The sequence below is a fragment of the Hymenobacter swuensis DY53 genome (genome assembly GCF_000576555.1).
Classification (GTDB): domain Bacteria; phylum Bacteroidota; class Bacteroidia; order Cytophagales; family Hymenobacteraceae; genus Hymenobacter; species Hymenobacter swuensis.
The window spans coordinates 1,377,719-1,395,725 of the sequence record NZ_CP007145.1 but is presented as its reverse complement, the minus strand read 5'-3'; the positions used below and the strand labels follow the sequence as shown (position 1 = coordinate 1,395,725).

General features: G+C 61.5%; 16 protein-coding genes. 9 read left to right on the top strand and 7 right to left on the bottom strand.

The window, feature by feature from the left end; translation table 11 throughout:
- Positions 1–191: 191 nt before the first annotated feature.
- From HSW_RS07460 to HSW_RS22630, 6 genes are all read right to left on the bottom strand, one after another.
- The gene (locus tag HSW_RS07460; RefSeq protein WP_052346219.1) at positions 192–1,655 is read right to left on the bottom strand and encodes a hypothetical protein; all 1,464 of its coding nucleotides are present in this window, start codon (positions 1,653–1,655) and stop codon (positions 192–194) included.
- Between the two features lie 132 nt (positions 1,656–1,787).
- Positions 1,788–3,116: a dicarboxylate/amino acid:cation symporter gene (locus HSW_RS07455; RefSeq protein WP_052346218.1), complete on the bottom strand. Its 1,329-nt coding sequence runs from the start codon at positions 3,114–3,116 to the stop codon at positions 1,788–1,790.
- A gap of 147 nt (positions 3,117–3,263) precedes the next feature.
- On the bottom strand, positions 3,264–4,628 hold the full coding sequence (locus HSW_RS07450; protein WP_081768305.1) for an MFS transporter: 1,365 nt from the start codon (positions 4,626–4,628) through the stop codon (positions 3,264–3,266).
- A 292-nt stretch (positions 4,629–4,920) separates the two neighbouring features.
- Positions 4,921–6,201 (bottom strand): sensor histidine kinase, encoded by a 1,281-nt coding sequence (locus HSW_RS07445; protein ID WP_044001428.1) that lies wholly within the window; start codon positions 6,199–6,201, stop codon positions 4,921–4,923.
- 230 nt (positions 6,202–6,431) lie between these two features.
- Positions 6,432–7,112, bottom strand: coding sequence for a response regulator transcription factor (locus tag HSW_RS07440; protein WP_044001427.1), 681 nt, complete (start codon positions 7,110–7,112; stop codon positions 6,432–6,434).
- 114 nt (positions 7,113–7,226) lie between these two features.
- Positions 7,227–8,042: a TonB family protein gene (locus HSW_RS22630; protein WP_052346217.1), complete on the bottom strand. Its 816-nt coding sequence runs from the start codon at positions 8,040–8,042 to the stop codon at positions 7,227–7,229.
- 70 nt (positions 8,043–8,112) lie between these two features.
- Here HSW_RS22630 and HSW_RS07430 point away from each other — a divergent pair, with 70 nt between their 5' ends.
- Together HSW_RS07430 and HSW_RS07425 are read left to right on the top strand one after the other, a co-directional pair.
- Positions 8,113–8,922 carry a hypothetical protein gene (locus HSW_RS07430; RefSeq protein WP_044001426.1) on the top strand — a complete coding sequence of 270 codons (810 nt, stop codon included), beginning with the start codon at positions 8,113–8,115 and terminating at the stop codon, positions 8,920–8,922.
- Positions 8,923–8,992: 70 nt separating this feature from the next.
- Positions 8,993–9,544, top strand: a complete 552-nt coding sequence (locus HSW_RS07425) for a hypothetical protein (protein ID WP_155832869.1) — start codon at positions 8,993–8,995, stop codon at positions 9,542–9,544.
- A 58-nt stretch (positions 9,545–9,602) separates the two neighbouring features.
- Here HSW_RS07425 and HSW_RS07420 read toward each other — a convergent pair whose 3' ends face one another.
- Positions 9,603–10,064: an energy transducer TonB gene (locus HSW_RS07420; protein ID WP_052346216.1), complete on the bottom strand. Its 462-nt coding sequence runs from the start codon at positions 10,062–10,064 to the stop codon at positions 9,603–9,605.
- Positions 10,065–10,246: 182 nt separating this feature from the next.
- Between HSW_RS07420 and HSW_RS22625 the strand changes: the two genes are divergently transcribed.
- The 7 genes from HSW_RS22625 (at position 10,247) to HSW_RS07385 (ending at position 17,990) form a co-directional block, all read left to right on the top strand.
- Complete coding sequence (locus tag HSW_RS22625; protein ID WP_052346215.1) at positions 10,247–10,585, top strand: hypothetical protein; 339 nt, start codon at positions 10,247–10,249, stop codon at positions 10,583–10,585.
- Positions 10,586–10,954: 369 nt separating this feature from the next.
- Positions 10,955–11,905, top strand: coding sequence for an alpha/beta fold hydrolase (locus HSW_RS07410; RefSeq protein ID WP_044001424.1), 951 nt, complete (start codon positions 10,955–10,957; stop codon positions 11,903–11,905).
- A gap of 91 nt (positions 11,906–11,996) precedes the next feature.
- Complete coding sequence (locus tag HSW_RS07405) at positions 11,997–12,575, top strand: DUF7010 family protein (RefSeq protein WP_044001423.1); 579 nt, start codon at positions 11,997–11,999, stop codon at positions 12,573–12,575.
- Complete coding sequence (locus tag HSW_RS07400; protein ID WP_052346214.1) at positions 12,553–13,710, top strand: sensor histidine kinase; 1,158 nt, start codon at positions 12,553–12,555, stop codon at positions 13,708–13,710. The genes HSW_RS07405 and HSW_RS07400 overlap by 23 nt, the downstream gene beginning before the upstream one ends.
- Positions 13,711–13,721: 11 nt before the next feature.
- Positions 13,722–14,471, top strand: coding sequence for a LytR/AlgR family response regulator transcription factor (locus HSW_RS07395; protein ID WP_044001422.1), 750 nt, complete (start codon positions 13,722–13,724; stop codon positions 14,469–14,471).
- Between the two features lie 142 nt (positions 14,472–14,613).
- Positions 14,614–14,877 carry a hypothetical protein gene (locus HSW_RS07390; protein ID WP_044001421.1) on the top strand — a complete coding sequence of 88 codons (264 nt, stop codon included), beginning with the start codon at positions 14,614–14,616 and terminating at the stop codon, positions 14,875–14,877.
- Between the two features lie 281 nt (positions 14,878–15,158).
- On the top strand, positions 15,159–17,990 hold the full coding sequence (locus HSW_RS07385) for a S8 family peptidase (protein ID WP_052346213.1): 2,832 nt from the start codon (positions 15,159–15,161) through the stop codon (positions 17,988–17,990).
- Positions 17,991–18,007 lie beyond the last annotated feature (17 nt).

Sequence of the window (18,007 nt, the reverse complement as noted above, 5' to 3'; positions counted from 1 at the left end):
TGGCCGTCCCGGTCCGGCGGCTGTAAGCCGTCGGGCCGGTTGCCGCGTGCTGACGTTGTTACAGGACCGTTTGAGCCGTTGGGCCGATTGCCGTTGGCGGATGTTGTTATATGGCCGTTCGGATGGCTTCGTAACAGCATCAGCTACCGGCAACCAGCCCGACAGCTTGCAGCCGCCGGACCGGAACGCCTCTACAGAATCACCTGAAGCTGCATGGTGGCTTCGGGACGGTAGTTTAGGTTGTCGATATTGGTGAAATCGGGGCGCGCGCGGTAGTTGAGCGTGATTTTGGCCTGGTGGCCATCGAGCAGCACGTTCACGCCGCCGTCCAGAATGTGCACGTCCTGCAGGCGGCCATCGGTGCGGCGCAGACCCTCGTAGCGGCCGTGGATGTAGCCGGCGTAGGGCTGCAGGCGCACTTTGGGGCCGAGTAGTTTTTTGGGCAGCAGGAAGCCGGTTTGGATAGTTTGGGCGGTGCCGGTACCGAGCATGGGCACCGCATTGCCGCGCAGCGCCGCCGAACCAGTGCCGGGGTTCAGGGTGCCGCCGTAGCGCACGTAGTTGGGGCCCATGCGGTAGTCGTAGGCAGCGGCGTACACCGTGAAGGCGGTCTGGTTGCGGGCGGTGGTGTCTACGGGCGTATCGAAGAAGATATCGGCCGAGAGCACGCGCATGTCGTGGCGGTTGTAGGGGATGTCCCAGACGCGGGCAGGCTGCGGGGTGGGGTTATCGGTGGGGCGCGAGTAGAGGCCACCGGCGTGGTAGAGGAAGCCCGCCCCGATGTCGAACACGCGCTTGGCCCCCAGGTAGTTGCCCACCGCAAACGGCACCAGGTTCAGTTCCTTATCCAGCAGCTCCACGTCAAAGTAGCCCTGCCAGATTTTGCCCCGGCTGCGCGGGTTGAACTGTGCCACGTTGGTGGTCAGCGTGGCCGGCGTGCTGCCGGTATTCGTGCGAAACGCATCATTCACTGACAGCCGGTAGTCGAACTTCTTCACCCGCCCGCGCACGTACACCCCTATGCCCCGGCCGGTCTGGTCGATTGCGTCGAGGGAGGGCGACTGCACGCCGGGCACGTCGAGGGTTATCAGCGAGAAGGCAGCGAAGCTGGTCTGGCGCGAGATGCCGTTGTAGTAGTGCAGGCCGCCGCCGGCGCTCATATACTGGCTCACCTTGTACTCCACCAGCGCGTCGTGGATATAGAACTGAGGCTTTTTGCCGGGGCCGGTCGGTTCGCCGGGCGCCCCGCCTGAGATAGTGCTTTGCCCGTTGATGCCCAGCTGCGTGACAACCAGAAAGCGCGGGTTCAGCTGCGCCACCAGCAGCACCCGCGAGCGGCGGATACCAAAGTCAATCTGGTCACTCCGGGGCTCTTCCTCGGCCGAGAGCGTGCCCGAGTTGTTCTCATTGTAGCGCACCCACAGCTGGTGAGCCGTCATGATGCGCACGTATTTCGAGCCGTCGGGCGAGATGCTGATTTTCATACCGCCCGCGTACGGGGCCGATTTGGTGGGCGCGGGCGCTGGGGCCGGAGCAGTAGCCGGGGCCGGATCCGGAGCCTTCCCGGTGGTAGGCGGCACGATAATCTGGGCGTGGGCCAGCGGAGTCCCCAGCAATAGTAGCGCCGCTAGCTTCAAGCGTAAAAACGTAGTCATGGGGTGGGGAAAGCTTGGAGGGGAGGTCAGAAAAAAGGGCAAGGCGCAGCCCTGCTGCCCGATTCGGGCAGGAAAAACCAGGCAGTTGATAAGGGGGCAGTGGCGCGAGCTTTGTAGCTCGCGCTGCTTCGGCTAAGCGTGAACTTCTACGCGGGGAATGAGGGCAGCCGGCTCAGGCTGCAGCTCCTCGGGCACCGAGCGGCCCTGCAACGCCAGCTGGTGGCGGGCCTCGTCGAACTCGCCCTCACTTTTGGCGACTACGAGCGTGGCAATGCCGTTGCCGATGACGTTGGTAATGGCCCGGGCCTCGCTCATAAACCGGTCCACGCCCAGCAGCAACGCCACGCTTTCTACCGGAATAACCTTGGTAGCCGCCAGCGTGGAAGCCAGCACGATGAAGCCGGAACCCGTCACGCCCGCCGCGCCCTTGCTCGTCACCACCAGAATGGCAATCAGCGTGAGCTGCTGGGTGAAGGATAACGGAATGTTGAAGGCCTGCGCCAGGAAAATCACGGCAATAGATAAATAAATCGAGGTACCGTCGAGGTTGAAGGAATAGCCGGTCGGGATTACCAGGCCGGCTACGGAGCGGGAGCAGCCGTAGCGCTCCATCTTGTCGATCATGCGTGGCAGGGCCGACTCCGACGATGAGGTACCCAGCACCAACAGGATTTCCTCTTTGATAAAGCGCAGGTACGGCATCAGGCGCAGGCCGTAGTAGCGCATAATCAGGTTGAGCACCCCAAAAATGAACAGGAACATAGTGGCGTACACCACCAGCATCAGCTTGCCCAGCGGCAGCAGCGTGGCAATGCCGTACTTGCCAATCGTGAAAGCCATGCCGCCAAACGCGCCCAGCGGGGCCAGTTTCATCACCATGGCCAACACCCCAAACATGGCGTGCGAAAGCCGGTCGAAAGTTTTCATCAGCGGCTGGGCCTGCTGGCCCATGCGGTTGAGGGCCAGCCCGAACAGCACCGAAAACAGCAGCACCTGCAGAATGTCGCCCTTGGCGAAAGCGCCCACCACGTTGTCGGGCACCATGTGGGTGAAGAACTCCACCCAGTTCATTTCGCCGGCCTGGGAGGTGAATTTGGACGCTTCTTCGGCCTTCTTCGAGTCCTGCATCACGGCCTGGGCCGTGGCCTGCACCCCCGCGCCGGGCTGCGTCACGTTGGCTACCAGCATGCCGATGGCCAGCGCCAACGTCGTCACGATTTCAAAGTAGAGCAGGGCTTTACCACCCACGCGGCCCACCTTTTTCATGCTGCCCATGCCCGCAATGCCGATGACCACCGTCAGGAAGATGATGGGCGTTATCAGCATCTTGATCAGGCTGATGAACGTGTCGGCCACGGGCTTGAGGGCCGCCCCGAAGGCCGGAAACAAGGCTCCAACGGCAATACCCAGGGCAATGGCCGTGAGCACCTGCACGGTGAGGTTGGAAAACAGCTTTTTCATGGAGCGGAATGGATGGGATGGGAAGTTGGTTTTAGGAGGCTGGTGAGCTGTACCTGTCATCCTGAGCTTGCGAAGGACCTTATTACCCATGAGCAACACAGGTAGGATCCAGCCGTGATAAGGTCCTTCGCAAGCTCAGGATGACAGCTAATCCAGCTGCTCAGCCGCCGGATCAGTATTGAGATGAGACGTTTTGGTGGTTTCGGCCATGCCTAGGAACACCAGCAGCGAGATGCCGATGCAGCCGGCAATGTACCAGTAGAAGTAAGCCTCGTGTCCGACGCCCTTGCTCCAGAGGGCCAGGTACTCGGCGGTGCCACCAAATACGGCCACCGTAAGCGCGTGCGGCAGCCCGATGCCTAAAGCCCGGATTTCTGTCGGAAACAGCTCGGCTTTTACTATTACATTGATGCCGCTGTAGCCGCTCACAATCACCAAGGCCAGCAGCAGCAGCCCGAAAGCAACCAGCGGCGAGGTGGTGTGGCTGAGGGCCGTGAGCAGCGGCACCGTACCCAGCGCCCCGCCCACCCCGAAGAAAATCAGCAAGGGCCGCCGCCCGATGCGGTCCGACAGCGCCCCGAACACGGGTTGCAACGCGGCAAACACCAGCAGCGACAGAAAGCACACGTTGGTGGCGGCCTCCCGGGTCATGTGGGCGGTGTTCACCAGAAACTTGAGCATATAGGTGGTGAACGTGTAGAACGCCAGCGTGCCGCCCATCGTGAGGCCGACCACCGTGAGCACGGCGCGGGGGTGGCGCGCCAGCACGCGCAGACTGCCCCGCTGGTCCTCAGTGGTTTCGGGCTGGGCCGTGAAGGCGGCGGTTTCGTCGAGGTTGTGGCGCAGGTACAGGGCCACAACCGACAGCAGAGCCCCAATCACGAAGGGGATGCGCCAGCCCCATGCCAGCAGCTGGGTTGGTTCCAGCACCCGCTGCAGCACCAGCTGAATCCCGAGGGCCAGCAGCTGCGCCCCGATGAGGGTGAGGTACAGAAAGCTGGAATAGAAGCCGCGCCGGCGCGAGGTCGCCATTTCGGCCAGGTAGGTGGCCGACACGCCGTACTCGCCGCCCACGCTCAGGCCCTGCAGCAGCCGAGCCGTGAGCAGCATCACTGGCGCCACGATGCCCACCGTCTGGTAAGTAGGCGTGAGAGCAATCAGCAAAGAGCCCAGCGACATGAGCAGCACCGACAGCGTCATGGACTGCTTACGGCCCACTTTATCGGCAATGCGCCCGAACATCCAGCCGCCGATGGGCCGCATCAGAAAGCCCAACGCGAAGATGCCGGCCGTCTGGAGCAGCTGGGCCGTGGTGTCGCCGGCCGGGAAAAACGAGGCCGAGAAGTACAGGGAAAACGAGGAGAAAACGTACCAGTCGTACCACTCCACCAGGTTGCCCACCGAGCCGCTCAGGATGGCCCGCAGCCGCCGGGGCGACACCCGCTCCCCACGCCCCGCCCCGGCCGGCGTTGCGGCAGTAGTCAGGTCAGCAGGAGAAACGGCGGTAGGCATGAGCGAGGTAGTTGTCGGCTAGTGAGTAGTTACTTACTGGTTGATGTAAGCAAATAACGAACTCAATCTTGAAGGAATTTTGAGGGAATGTTATGGTTTCTATGAAATTTTGCACCGCTGGCGGCAGAGTACAAGCAATAAAGCTGAAGTATGCAAGAACGTCATGCTGAGCTTGCCGAAGCATCTCTACTGCTTCGTCAGCGCCATTCAACGAAGCGGTAGAGATGCTTCGGCTCCGTTGCACTTCGCTCAGCATGACGTTCTTTTTACTCTAGTTGACCCCAGCTACGCGCTACTGCCCAGCCAGCATCGGCGCGAAATCCAGCCGAATGCGGTGCCAGCCCTCGGCGTAGGTGTAGCTGACGCAGTGGCCGTACAACTCGCTGATACGGCGCACGATGGCCAGCCCGATGCCGATGGAATCGAGGGCGGCGTTGCCTTTCTTGAAGCGGCCGAACAGCTCTTCCACCGGCGCGGTGGGCGCGTGGCCGGTGTTTTCCAGCAGCAGAAATTCCGGGGTGAGCTGCAGCCGGATTTCGCCGCCGGACTGGTTGTGGCGGATGGCGTTGCTGAGCAGGTTGTTGAGCAGCAGCTGGGCCAGGGCCTCGTCCAGGGGCACCACCACGCCGGGCGCAATGTGCTGGGTGGTGCGCAGGTTCTTCATCTCGGCCAGGTCGGCGAAAGCGGCTTCGGTGGCGGGCACCAGCTGGCTTAGGTTGGTGAAGGTATCGGGGCGGGTGTCGAAGTGCTCCAGCTTGGCCAGCAGCGTGAGCGAGTGGTTGATGCGGCTGAGGCGCTCCAGCTCGTCGTGCATGGCCGTGAGCAGGCGCAGCTGCGGCTCCGTCAGCTCCGAGTCCAGCAGCAACTCCAGCTTGGCCTTGATGGTGGCAATGGGCGTTTGCAGCTCGTGTGAGGCATTTTCGGAGAATTCCTTGAGGCCCTGGTAGTCGCTCTGGGCGCGGGTGGTCATGCGCAGCAGAAACTCGTTGAGCACGTTGAACTCGGTGGTGCGGCTGGGCTCCAAAGCAATGCGCTGCTGCTGGCTGAGCTGAAACTGCTGGATGCCGCGCAGCGTCTGGGTAAAGGGCCGCAGAATCCGCCAGGAAATCACCTCGCTCAGAATCACCACCAACGCCAGCAGAAACACAAACGTCCACGCAAACACCAGCATCAGGCCCGTTAGGTAAGCGTCGCGCGGCTCCACCACGGCCGCCCGGCTGGTCACGCGGTACACCTGCCCACGCACCACCGGGTAGGTGGTCACGCGCACCATCCGCACTTCCGACTGCAACGCCGGCTCCCACTCGTCGCGCAGCCGCACCAGCGGCGCGTGGCGGGCCGTATCGGCGGGCACGCCACGCGCCACCCGCACGTTGGCCCGCGACGGATGCCCCGTGTAGCTGCCCCCACTCCGCAGCTGCCCTGCCACCACCGCATTCAGGTCCTCCAGCTTGCCAATGGTGGCCTGCGTGGCGCTCCGTGACAGGGCCGCGTACACAATGGCAAACCCAATACTCAGCACGAAAAACGTGATGATGGCGTAGGCCAGCGTGTAGCGGTAGTTGAGTTTCACTTGGTGATGGATAGGTGGATAGCTGGACTAGGGAATTGGTTGAACTGGGGAAAAGAACGTCATGCTGAACGGTGTGCAACGAAGCCGAGGCATCTCCGCCTCTTCACCTGACGATTCACTAGCCCAGGGTTTAAACCCTGGGCTATGGAGCGGCCGTTATAGGCTGCTTGCTGTGCCGCCTGCCGTCCTCACTCGTCAAACTCACCATTTCACCACTCACTATTTCACCACTACTCCGGGGCGTTGAATTTGTAGCCGAAGCCGTAGACGGTGCTGATGTAGTCCTGGCCGCCGGCGTCGGTGATTTTCTTGCGCAGGTTTTTCACGTGCTGGTACACAAAGTCCACGCTGTCGAGGTTATCGGTGTAGTCGCCCCAGAGGTGGGCAGCAATGGCCTGGCGGCTCAGCATGCGGCCTTTGTTATGGATGAAGTAGAGCAGCAGGTTGGTTTCCTTGCGGGTGAGATTGAGCAGCTTGCCATTCACGCGGCACTCCAATGAGTCGAGGTCGGCGGTGAGGTCCTGGAACGTGAGGACGTTGTTTTTCTGGGGGCTGCGGCGGCGCATGATGGCCTTGACACGAGCGTGCAGCTCGGGCAGCGGGAAGGGCTTGGTGATGTAGTCGTCGGCGCCTTCGCTGAGGCCGGTGAGCTTGAAATCCAGCGCGTTCTGGGCCGAAATGATGATGACGCTGCTATCCACGCCCTCCTTACGCAGCAGCTTGAGCAGGTTGATGCCGTTGCCATCGGGCAGCATGATATCGAGCAGCACCACGTCGTAGGTGAAGAGAATGAGCTTTTCGCGGGCCTCGTCGAAGGTGGCGGCCACCTCGCAGATGTAGTGCTCCTGCACCAGGTAGCCGGCAATGCTGCGGGCCAGTTCCGCGTGGTCTTCAACCAGGAGAATTTTCATACGGCGGCAAACGGCATTACCGGCGCAGAAAAGGCCGGTAGCGGGGTGGACACCGGTAAAAGTATCAAAAACCTCTTCCCCGCTTTGCATCCGCAGTATACTTGGCAGCAATGTTTACAGAATGCGGAACTCCACGGGCAGCTCATACGGTACCGCTACGGCCCGGCCCGCCACTACGGCCGGCTCCCAGGCGGGCATGGTTTTGAGCAGGCGCAACACTTCCGTATCGGTACTGTTGCTGATGCCTTTGAGTATTTCCGGGTTTTGCACCTGCCCCCGCTTATCCAGCACAAACCGCACCCACACATTGCCTTCCACTTGGTTGCGCAGGTCACTGGCCGGATAGCGCAGATTCCGTGTGAGCCACTGTTGCAACGCCTTGTCGCCGCCCACAAACCGGGCGGGCCGCTCGAAAGCAAACCAGGTAGTATCCCGGCCGGCGCGGGTGTAACAATGGCCGGACCGGAGCACGCCGGACCGGTAGGTTTCCGTGCGCAGCAGGCGGCCCGAAGGATACCACGCCCGCAACGCCCCGTGCCGCTGCCCCTGCCGGTACGCCAGTTGCCAACGCGGCCGACCATTCGGGTACCAAGTCTGCACCGTTCCGTGTAGCTGGCCGTGGCTGTATGGGTAGCTAGCAACTCGCCGGCCCGTAGCGGCGTGCCATTCGGTGCTGAGGCCGTGCCGCTGCCCGGCCCGCAGCTGACTATACTGCTCCTGATGCAGACGCCGACCGTTGGGCTGGTAGGTGGTGATGGTACCGCCCGCGCCCTGCTTCCGCACCATGGTGTAATAAGCGGCTGAGTCGGGAGTAGCAGTGCGGCGGCCGGTGGCGGTGTAATATGTACGGGCTGAAGGCTGAGCCAGCCCTTGCGTAAGGGTCAGCAGCCCCAGCAGCAGGCTAGTGGCAAAAAATAGAAGGCGGGGCATGTGGAATCGGGTCAGAAGTGGCATCAATACCCGGTAGATGCCAAACCCACCGCTATTCCACACCGCGCCCATGACAAAATCCGCTTACTACCTCGCCATTCCCCAGCCCTGCCACGAAGACTGGACCCATATGACGCCCACCGAGCGGGGCCGTTTCTGCCAGTCCTGCCGCAAGGAGGTGCTGGACTTCACCGACATGGCTCCGGCCGATATCCTCCACGTCATCCGCCAGGCGCCCGGCGGCAGCGTGTGCGGCCGTATTCCGGCGCATGTTCTGGACGAAAGCCGCCGACAGGCCGAAACGGCCGCTGCCGAACTGTACTGGCCACAGTTGCGGAATGCCCGGCGGTGGTTGGCCACCCTGGGGTTGCCGCTGCTGGCCGCCTCTCCCCTGCTGGCCCGCGCGCTGCCACCCGCGCCGACCGCCGTAGCCCCGGCTGCACGTAGTCGGCCGGCTACGCTACGGCTTCGGGTGTATGATCCGGCAACCGGTCAAGGGGTGGGCTTTGCACAGGTACAGCTGTGGCGAGCAGATGCGTTGCTGCTCACCACCCAGGCCGAAGCCGATGGCAGCGCGCAACTCCCATTGCCCGCCTCCGATTCGCTCCGCTTAGTGGTGCAGGTGCCAGGCTACCGCGTGGTGGATGAGTTGCTGGAAGAAAGTGGCCTTCACAGCACCCTGGCCGTCCCGGTGCAGCGCGGAGCCGTGCAATTACCTCTAGTTCGGAAGGAGGTAGAGGCTCCCCAAACGCACCGTGCGGAGTGGTCTGGCGGTATAAGTTCCGTTATGGTGATGCAGCCTTCTCCGGCCCAGCGGGTAGCACAGGCGCCCAAACGGCTGTTCTGGTGGCTGCGGCAACGGCTTCGGAAGAACGACTAAGGCTCCGGGAGCCAAACGGGCGTTTTTTGCGTTATTGATGCGCCTCTGGTTTCTGCCCCCTGCCCTACCTATGCCCACTCTTTCCCCCGACCTACGCAAAGCCCTGTTCAGTCTTCCAGTCAAGGAAAAAGACCAGCTCCTGGCCCGCCTGGTAGCCCAGGATGCTATCCTGGTGGAGCAACTTACCTTCCGCTTGCTGGAAGGCGAGGAGGCCCTGGAGGACCGCCGTAACCGCCTGCGCCAGCAGGTAGACGACCCCGTGCGCGGCTTCCATCAAACACCCAACGACCTGTTGCACATCACCCGCCAGCTGCAGCAGCGACTGGCCTACCACGCCAAAGTAACCGGCGACACGCTGGGCGAAATCGAACTGACATTACGGCTGCTCACCAACGTATTGCGCCACCAGCCCGAGGCCACCGGCCGCCTGCACGGCCCCACCCAGCCGCTGCTGCAGCACTTGGCGCGCCGCACGCAGGAAGTGCTCAAAACCATCGGCAAGCTGCACGAGGATTACCGCGTGGAGTTTGCACCGGCTGCCAACGAACTGCTGCCGCTGCTCTACGCGTCGGCCGCCGCGCCGCTGGCCCGGGAGCTGGGCGTGGCAGTGAGTTGGGAATAGAATGAGGAGGGAAATATGTTCGTCATGCTCAGCATGACGTTCTGGTTACAGCGCTTCGCTAATCCAATGCCCGAAACACGATAGGCATCGTGTAGGATACCCACACGGGCTGCCCGTTCACGCGGCCGGGCGTCCACCAAGGCATGATACGCACCAGCCGCAGGGCTTCTTCATCGAGGCCACTGCCCAGGCCCTTTACTATTTCCGCGTCGCGGATGCGGCCTTCATCGGTAACAATGAACCGAATGAACACCCGCCCCGATATTCCGCGCCGCAGGGCGTCATCAGGGTACTTCAGCTCCTTGCGCAGAAACTTCTGGAAGGCTTCAGTGCCGCCGGGGAAGGCGGGCATTTCATCGGCGGCGTGGTATACGGTGGGCGCGCCGGCCGGGGCCGGGGCCACAGTGGCCCCGGCCACCGTCTGGCTGCTTTCCGTCAGGGCCACCGTTTCAGCCTGGGCCCATGAAAAACTTGTCCGGAGCAGCAGCAGCGCCAGTAAGGGAAGTAGTTTTGGATACATAGCGGCGGCGTGTCTGACGGATGACAGACAAAGCTAGGCTACTGCTTTCGGGCCTGGATGAGCGGAGCGTTATGATTATATTGTGGAATTGTTGGTAACATACGTCGCATCCTTTTTCCTCCGGAAGCGGTACAATTCGCAAGGGCAGTTTCTGCCGCCGCTGGCTCTTTACTCTCTTCTTTATGGCTACCACTCCCACCCCTGACCACATGCGTGCTCCAGCCAACCTGAGCGCCGAAGCCCTCCAGCAAGCCCTGACGGAACTGGACACTAAAATCCGGACGCTGCATAACCGCGCCAATGCCACCACGGCCGGCTCCTCTGCCACCTACCAGCAGCATGCCGAAGCCCTAGAAGCCAAGCGCGCCCGCCTGGTGGAGCGGCTGCATACTACTCCTACCCCAGCCGGGACGCCTCCAGATGCGGCGGCTCCTCACGCTCCTAAACAACACGAGTCAACTTGGGACGAAGTATGGCGGGGCATCGAAACACTGCGGCAGGATCTGCGCAATATTATCTAACCACGGATTTAGCCGGATTTCACGGGCAGCACTGTGCTATCTGCCGGGGTATTGTTCTGATTTACCACTGGCAAGTTGCTGGACTCCAGGGAAGGCAATAGTGTTTCGCCCAATTTCTCTGATTCCGGATTTTACGCACTGGACACGTGCTGATTTCAGGACGCCCTGCTGAGGGCGTCCTTTTTTTGCACTGAGCAGGCGCACTTGCAGGTATTTCGGTCGTGGGCGGTCAGTTCCATTCGGACGGAAGCTCTGACCGTTCGGGGCGGGAATTTACCGCTCGCGGAAAAGTAGTTTTCGAAGGAAGGAAGAGCAGGTAGGTTTGAAGTAGAAATCAACTTCTACCTCACTTCCCAACCACTTTCTGCTATGAACCTGACTACCCGCCTCCGTCCCGTTTGCTCCGCCCTGCTGCTCTCGGCCGCTGCGTTGCTCACCGCTCCCACTAGCGCCGCCCCGATGATGCCCGCTCCCACCGCAATGGGCACCGATAACCCCGCCGCCCACCCCAACTTCACGGTGCGGGTGGTGGGCAAGGGCCAGCCCGTGCTGCTGATTCCGGGCCTGACCTGCCCCGGCGCGGTGTGGGATGAAACGGTGGCGCACTACCAGAAACAGTACCAGTGCCACATCATCAGCCTAGCGGGGTTTGGGGGAGTGCCCGCGCCAGCCAGCACCGACAAAATGCTGCAAAATGTGCGCGACCAACTCCTGACGTACATCAAAACCCAGAACCTGCGCCAGCCCGCCATCATCGGCCACAGCCTGGGTGGGTTTATGGCCCTCTGGATGAGCAGTACCCAGCCCGAAGCCGTGGGGCCGCTGGTTATCGTGGATTCGTTGCCTTTCATCGGAGCCATCCAGAACCCGGCAGCCACCGTGGAGCAGGTACGGCCCATGGCAGAGGGGATGCGGAAGCAAGTAGCCAACGGCCCGATTAATCCGGCCCAGCAGCGCCAGATGACCGCCACCATGGTCACCGACACCGCCCGCATCAACCAGGTAACGCGCTGGGGCGTGCAGTCAGCACCGGCGGCCGTGGCCCAGGCTATGTACGATATGTACACCACCGATTTACGCGCCGACGTAGCCCGGATTCAGCAGCCGGTGCTGGTGCTGGGCTCCTGGGCCGCCTACAAGGGCTTCGGGGCCACTAAGGAAAGCACCAAGGCCATTTTCGACCAGCAGTATGCCAAGCTGCCCCGGCACCAGGTCGCAATGTCGGAAGCCGGCAAGCACTTCCTCATGTACGACGATACGCAGTGGTTTTTCCAGCTTTCGGATGCCTTTCTAAAGCAACCGAGCGCGGCCACGAAATAGCTGTATTTTGGTCCCGCCGGACGCGAATCACGTCCGGCGGGACCCACCGGTTTGCCATTCTATAGTTTCTACCTTTCCTCCTTTTATTCTGATGGTTTCTGCTCAGCAGTTCGATTCCCTGCGCCTGGAACTCGCCACCAAAGCCAAAAGCGGCCTCGACTTTATTCTGGCCGCCACCCTGGTATGGGCTGCCATTACATTCGTCTGGACGCTGCCGCTGCCCGTGGCTACGCGGGGCTTCATCACGTTTTTTGTGGGCGCGCTTACGCTGCCGCTGGCCTGGCTGCTGTCCAAGGCCCTGAATACCGTCTGGACGCTGCCGCACAACCCGCTGCAGCCACTGGGCCTGGTGCTGAACCTGGCCCAGCTGTTTTACTTTCCCTTCCTGATTTTCGTATTTATGCGCTACCCCCAGCATTTTGTAATGTGCTACGGCATCATCACGGGGGCGCACTTTTTCCCGTACGCCTGGCTGTACCGGGCCCCGGCCTATGGGGTGGCGGCGGGCCTGATCAGCGCGGGCTGCCTGGCCCTGGGGCTGGCCCTGGCCCCGGCGCAGCTCTACCTAATTCCAGGCTTCATCACTGTATCGTTGATGGGGCTGGCGGCCCTTCTGCTGCTGGGCCACCGTCGTAACGCCCCCGCGTATGCCGCTGCTGCCCGCCACTAGCCAACCCGCCAGCGAGGCAACCAGGCTGCGCGCCGTGGCTGCTCCTACTCGGCTCTATTGGTACTGTCAGCTGACGGGCTGGACGTTGTACGCCGTCCTGAACCTGTTTTTGTTTATGTCGGCGCGCGGGCTTACGGCTGAGCTGCTACTGATTGATATGGCCATTGTGGTGCCCATTGCACTGCTTTCCCACGGAATCCGGCACTTTATTCGGGCGGCTAACTGGCTGGAGCTGGCTCCCGTGGCGCTGCTGGGCCGCCTGTTCCTTCTGAATCTGGTGGCTTCCCTGCTAAGCCAGGCCATTATCTGGAGCCTGATGATCTGGGTGATTAAGCCATCGGCCAATGGCCAATCTTTCAGTTGGGGCGCATTCCTGCTATTCGCCGCCAACGTCAATATTCTGCTCTGGCTGTGGGAAGGCTTCTACTTTGGCTGGCACTACCTGCGCCGCTCCCGCGAAGCTGAGGTAAACGCCTGGAAGCTGACGGCCGCTGTGCGGGAAGCCGAAATGCGTACCCTCAAGGCTCAGATAAACCCGCACTTCATGTTCAACGGGCTCAACAACATCCGGGCACTGGTGATGGAAGACCCCGCCCGCACCCGCGACATGATTACCCACCTTTCCGATTTGCTACGCTATTCCATTCAACTGAACTCGGCCGAGCAGGTGCCACTACATCGGGAGCTGGAAATTGTGGAGCACTACCTTCAGCTAGAGGCTCTGCAGCTGGAGGAGCGGCTGCGTTACACCCTGGATGTGGACCCCGCTGCCCTCGATGTGCCCATTCCGCCCATGACGCTGCAGTTGCTGGTGGAAAATGCCATCAAGCACGGCCTGGCCCCCCGGCCGGCGGGGGGCTTCATTCACCTCACGGCCCAACTCAACGATTCGAACACCCTGCACATTACGGTGCGCAATACCGGCCGCTACGAACCCCGCACCGACCACCAGGGCGTAGGGGTCCGGAACGCCCGGGAAAGGCTACAGCTGCTGTTTGGAGCGGCAGCTCATCTGCATCTCGCCAACGACCCGCACGCCCCCGACGTGGTAGTGGCCCATCTGCAACTACCGGCCCGGCTGCCCGCGCCCGATTTCGCGCCCGCCCGTTCTCTTACCACCTCCCCATCTACCTAACGCCGCGCCCGATGAATGCTTTGCTCGTTGATGATTCACGCTTGGCCCGCACCGAGCTGCGCCACCTACTGCGCGCTTTTCCGGAGGTAACCGTGGTAGGGGAAGCTCGCCACGCCGAAGAAGCCCGCACCCAGCTCCGGGAGCTGCAGCCCGACGTGCTGTTCCTGGACATCCATATGCCCGGCGAAACGGGTTTTGAACTGCTGGCTTCGCTGGAAACGGCTCCCCACGTCATTTTCACCACCGCCTACGATGAGTATGCGCTGCGGGCTTTTGAGGTAAACGCGCTGGATTATCTGCTCAAGCCCATTCAGGAAAACCGGTTGGCGGCAGCCTTGGCCAAAGCCCGGGCCAAACTGACCGCGCCGGTGCCCGCGCTGGCCCCTGCCGCCGAGCCCGAGCCGGAGGAAGCAGCCCCTACCCCACTCACTGAGCAGGATCAGGTATTTGTAAAGGATGGGGAACGGTGCTGGTTTGTGCGCCTGGCCGATATCCGGCTGTTTGAAATCAACGGCAGCTACACCCAGATTTACTTCGAGCAGCACCGGCCGCTGATTCCGCGCACGTTGCAGCACCTGGAGCAGCGGCTGGATAACCGCGTGTTTTTCCGGGCCAACCGCCAGCAGATTATCAACCTGAAATGGGTGGAGAGCATTGAACCCTGGTTCAGCAATACGCTCAAAATCAAGCTGCGCGGCGGCCCGGAAGTAGAAGTTTCGCGGCAGCAGTCGGTACGGTTCCGGGAAATGCTAAGTCTGTAAGGCAAGCTCGGAAACCGGCCCCAAAATCGGACAGTATTATTCCGTTTTGGGTGAATCCTTTTGGGTTTCTTCGGAGTACACGGACGAGTAAGTAGCTGATTCCCGGTTGAATCGGCCTCCACTCCACTCGCCACCGTTTTGTATGAAATACGTCCTACTTACCTCTGCCTTTGCACTGCTGCTGCTCGGAACTTCCTGCTCCAGCGAAGACAAAATGCTGGAACGTCCCAGCCGTTACGGCTCCGTTTCGATGGACCGAACCAAGCGCGAAAACAACAAAGCCCGCTTCCGCAAGGAGCGCAAACCTATTGGCCTGGGCCTCAACGTAGACCCCAACGCCAAAAACCCTTACAAGTACCGCACCGTGGATGCCCCCAAAAAGTACAAATACGCCAAGCCCCGGTAAGCACTATTTAGCCGCCTGAAAACCCCACCGGTTGCCCCGTTACGCGTTGGGCACCTGGTGGGGTTTGGCTTTTCAGGGGAAGCTGAAAATATCCCCTGATTAGTTAGTTGAGAGGAGATTGAGCTGACTGGCAGAGTCGGCGGCAGCACTAATCGAAAAGGCTGCCCCGGGAATAGGGAAGCCGTACCGGAAGCGGTAAATTCACCCACTTGTTTCAGGCTGAATCCGCCGGTCGAAAAAACCCGTTTACCTGACCTGGCTCCCACTCTATTTAGACATGTATGCGGCTTCCTCTACTCTTTCTGTTCCTCCGCAGCCTGCTTATTTTGGGGGTACTGAGCAGTTCCGCACTACCGGTTGCTGCCCAGCTGACTTCCGCCGAAGTACCGGTTAAAACCGTAGTGGCGGGGCGGGTTGTGTTCAAGCTGAAACCGGCCCCAACGGCCCAGCGTCCGGCACCCGGCCTTACCGGCAATTCGGTACTTGATGCTACGCTCACGCGGATACAGGCACAGGCAGTACAGCCCAAATTTCCGCACGCCCGGCCGCCGGGTCCCGACCAGCCCGGGGCCGTTGATTTAGGCCTGATTTTTCAGGCGGCCTTGCCGGATGGAGCCTCTGTGGAAGCCGTTTGTCAGGCGTTGCGCAAAACCGGTACCGTAGAGTACGCCGAGCCGGTATATTACTACCCGCCCCTACTGCAAACCTCCGACCCATTGGCGGATTCCACCCGGACCGGGGGGCAGTATCACCTGAAGAATATCCGCGCCTACCGGGCCTGGGACGTTACACAGGGTGATACCAGCGTGGTAATTGCCATTGCCGATGGCGGCACCCGCCTCACCCACGAGGACCTGGCTTCGCAGATTCAGGTCAACCGCCGGGACCCGATTGACGGAGTCGACAATGACCAGGATGGCTACGTGGACAATTACTACGGCTGGGATTTTGCCGACAACGACAACGACCCCACCCGCGAGGCCAACAGCGTACATGGCATTCTGGTAGCCGGCTGCGCTTCTGCCGCTACCAATAACGGCAAAGGCATAGCCGGGGTAGGCTTCCGGTGCCGGTTTATGCCGCTGAAAATCTATTCCAGCAACACCACGGGCTCTTTTGCGGGCTACGAGGCCATTGTGTACGCCGCCGACCACGGCTGCCGGGTTATCAACCTGTCCTGGGGCGCGGCGGGTGGCCGTTCCCAGTATGAGCAGGATATTATCACCTACGCCGCCATCAACCGCGACGCGGTAGTAGTTGCCGCTGCCGGTAACACGCCCGCCGACCTCGACTTCTACCCCGCCAGCTACCAGCATGTGCTGTCCGTAGCCACTACTACCTCCACCGATGAGCGCAGTGCTAACGCCACGTTCAGCCGGCGCGTAGATCTATCGGCGCCCGGCACCCAGATTCTGACTACCTTGGGCAACTCAGATACCGATTATTTCGCGGTGGGCGGCTCCTCATTTGCGGCCCCGTTGGTAGCCGGAGCGGCGGGCCTAGTACGCACCCGGTTTCCGCATTATAACGCTGCTCAAGTAGCAGCCCAGCTGCGCCGTACCACCGATAACATTGATGCCCTGCCCGGCAACGCTGCCTACGCCGGCCGCATTGGTTCGGGCCGCCTCAACGTGCTGCGGGCCGTCACGGAAACCGGCCAGCACTCCGCCCGACTGGTAACGCGCACATTCGCTCCCAACCGCCGGGCCTACGCCCCCGGCGACACGTTGCGGTTGGCTGTGCAGGTCCAGAACCTGTTACAGCCCGTCAGCAACCTAACCGTCACGCTTTCTTCCCTGTCGCCTTATGTACTGGTGCGGCAAAGCACCTTTACGGCGGGAAGCATGGCCACGCTGGAGCAACGCTCGAATGCGGCGACTCCTTTCCGGCTGACCGTAGCGGCGGCGGCTCCGCTTAACACGAAAGCCGTGGTGCGCTACCGGTTTCAGGATGCGGCTACCGGATACCAGGAAGACCAGTACGAGACCATCCTGCTGAATCCTGATTACGTGGTGCTGGATGCCGGCGACATAGCCCTGACACTCACCAGCCGGGGCAACATCGGCTATGATGGTTTGGGCTCCGATGCGGGTGAGGGCGTGACTTACCGCCAGGGTGCGCCTTTGTTATCGGAAGGCGGCCTGTTGCTTGCTACTTCCGCTACCCGCGTGTCGGATAACGTGCGCAACGACCGGCGCGGAGCCGATGTGGACTTTCTGACCCTGAATCGGGCATATCTGCTGGCCCAGCCGATGCGCGCAACCCAGGAAGCAGCCGGTACTTTCCGCGACTCTCTCCCCAGCCTCACGCAGGGTCGCACCGTGGGGGTGCGGGTACGCCAGCATGCCTACGCCGAAGCCACATCACCGCACCGCGACTATGTTATTCTGGAATACCAACTCACCAATCTCACCACCGACACCCTGAAACCCCTGCATGTGGGGCTGTTTATGGACTGGGACCTGCCCGGTGAAGCCGGCCGTAACGTGGTGGAGTGGGATGCTGCCCGCCGACTGCAATACCTGTTCGATCCATCGGATGCCCAAATTTTCACTGGCCTGCGGCACCTGTCCGGTGGTCAGGCCAGTGCATACGCCATCAATAATCAAGCCCCTGCTTCCGCAGCCGTGCGCTTGGCCGATGGCTTCAGCGCGGCCGAAAAGTTCATCACCCTCAGCATCGGCACTCAGAACGCCCGCCTCCTGACGCCCACCGACGCCTCCCAGGTCACCGGCGCCACTCTCCCGTTCCTGGCCCCCGCCGATTCCGTCACGGTGGCGTTTGCCGTATTGGCAGCTCCCAGCCTCAGCCAGCTGCAGACTGCTGCCGATGCCGCCGCTACCCGCTACCAGCAGCTGTTGCCTACTCGTACGCCATGGCTGGCAGGCGTAGTCCTGTATCCCAATCCTACCACCAGCCTTACCCGGCTAGACCTTCCAGCAGGTCCCGCTACGATACAGCTGTTTTCAGGGCTGGGGCAATTGCTAAGCACTCGGCAGGTCACAGGCAGCTCTACCGTACTGGATATGAGTTTTTATACGCCGGGCTTATACTTGCTACGCGTTCAAACGCGCACCGGCAGTACCACGCTCCGGCTATTGCGGCAACAGTGAGTAGCAGCAGCCGGCAG

Coding starts and splice junctions, on each gene's coding strand:
- HSW_RS07385 (WP_052346213.1), top strand. CDS start 15,159: ATGCGGCTTCCTCTACTCTTTCTGTTCCTCCGCAGCCTGCTTATTTTG.
- HSW_RS07400 (WP_052346214.1), top strand. CDS start 12,553: ATGCCGCTGCTGCCCGCCACTAGCCAACCCGCCAGCGAGGCAACCAGG.
- HSW_RS07410 (WP_044001424.1), top strand. CDS start 10,955: ATGAACCTGACTACCCGCCTCCGTCCCGTTTGCTCCGCCCTGCTGCTC.
- HSW_RS07420 (WP_052346216.1), bottom strand. CDS start 10,064: ATGTATCCAAAACTACTTCCCTTACTGGCGCTGCTGCTGCTCCGGACA.
- HSW_RS07450 (WP_081768305.1), bottom strand. CDS start 4,628: ATGCCTACCGCCGTTTCTCCTGCTGACCTGACTACTGCCGCAACGCCG.
- HSW_RS07455 (WP_052346218.1), bottom strand. CDS start 3,116: ATGAAAAAGCTGTTTTCCAACCTCACCGTGCAGGTGCTCACGGCCATT.
- HSW_RS07390 (WP_044001421.1), top strand. CDS start 14,614: ATGAAATACGTCCTACTTACCTCTGCCTTTGCACTGCTGCTGCTCGGA.
- HSW_RS07440 (WP_044001427.1), bottom strand. CDS start 7,112: ATGAAAATTCTCCTGGTTGAAGACCACGCGGAACTGGCCCGCAGCATT.
- HSW_RS07430 (WP_044001426.1), top strand. CDS start 8,113: ATGACAAAATCCGCTTACTACCTCGCCATTCCCCAGCCCTGCCACGAA.
- HSW_RS22625 (WP_052346215.1), top strand. CDS start 10,247: ATGGCTACCACTCCCACCCCTGACCACATGCGTGCTCCAGCCAACCTG.
- HSW_RS22630 (WP_052346217.1), bottom strand. CDS start 8,042: ATGCCCCGCCTTCTATTTTTTGCCACTAGCCTGCTGCTGGGGCTGCTG.
- HSW_RS07460 (WP_052346219.1), bottom strand. CDS start 1,655: ATGACTACGTTTTTACGCTTGAAGCTAGCGGCGCTACTATTGCTGGGG.
- HSW_RS07395 (WP_044001422.1), top strand. CDS start 13,722: ATGAATGCTTTGCTCGTTGATGATTCACGCTTGGCCCGCACCGAGCTG.
- HSW_RS07425 (WP_155832869.1), top strand. CDS start 8,993: ATGCCCACTCTTTCCCCCGACCTACGCAAAGCCCTGTTCAGTCTTCCA.
- HSW_RS07405 (WP_044001423.1), top strand. CDS start 11,997: ATGGTTTCTGCTCAGCAGTTCGATTCCCTGCGCCTGGAACTCGCCACC.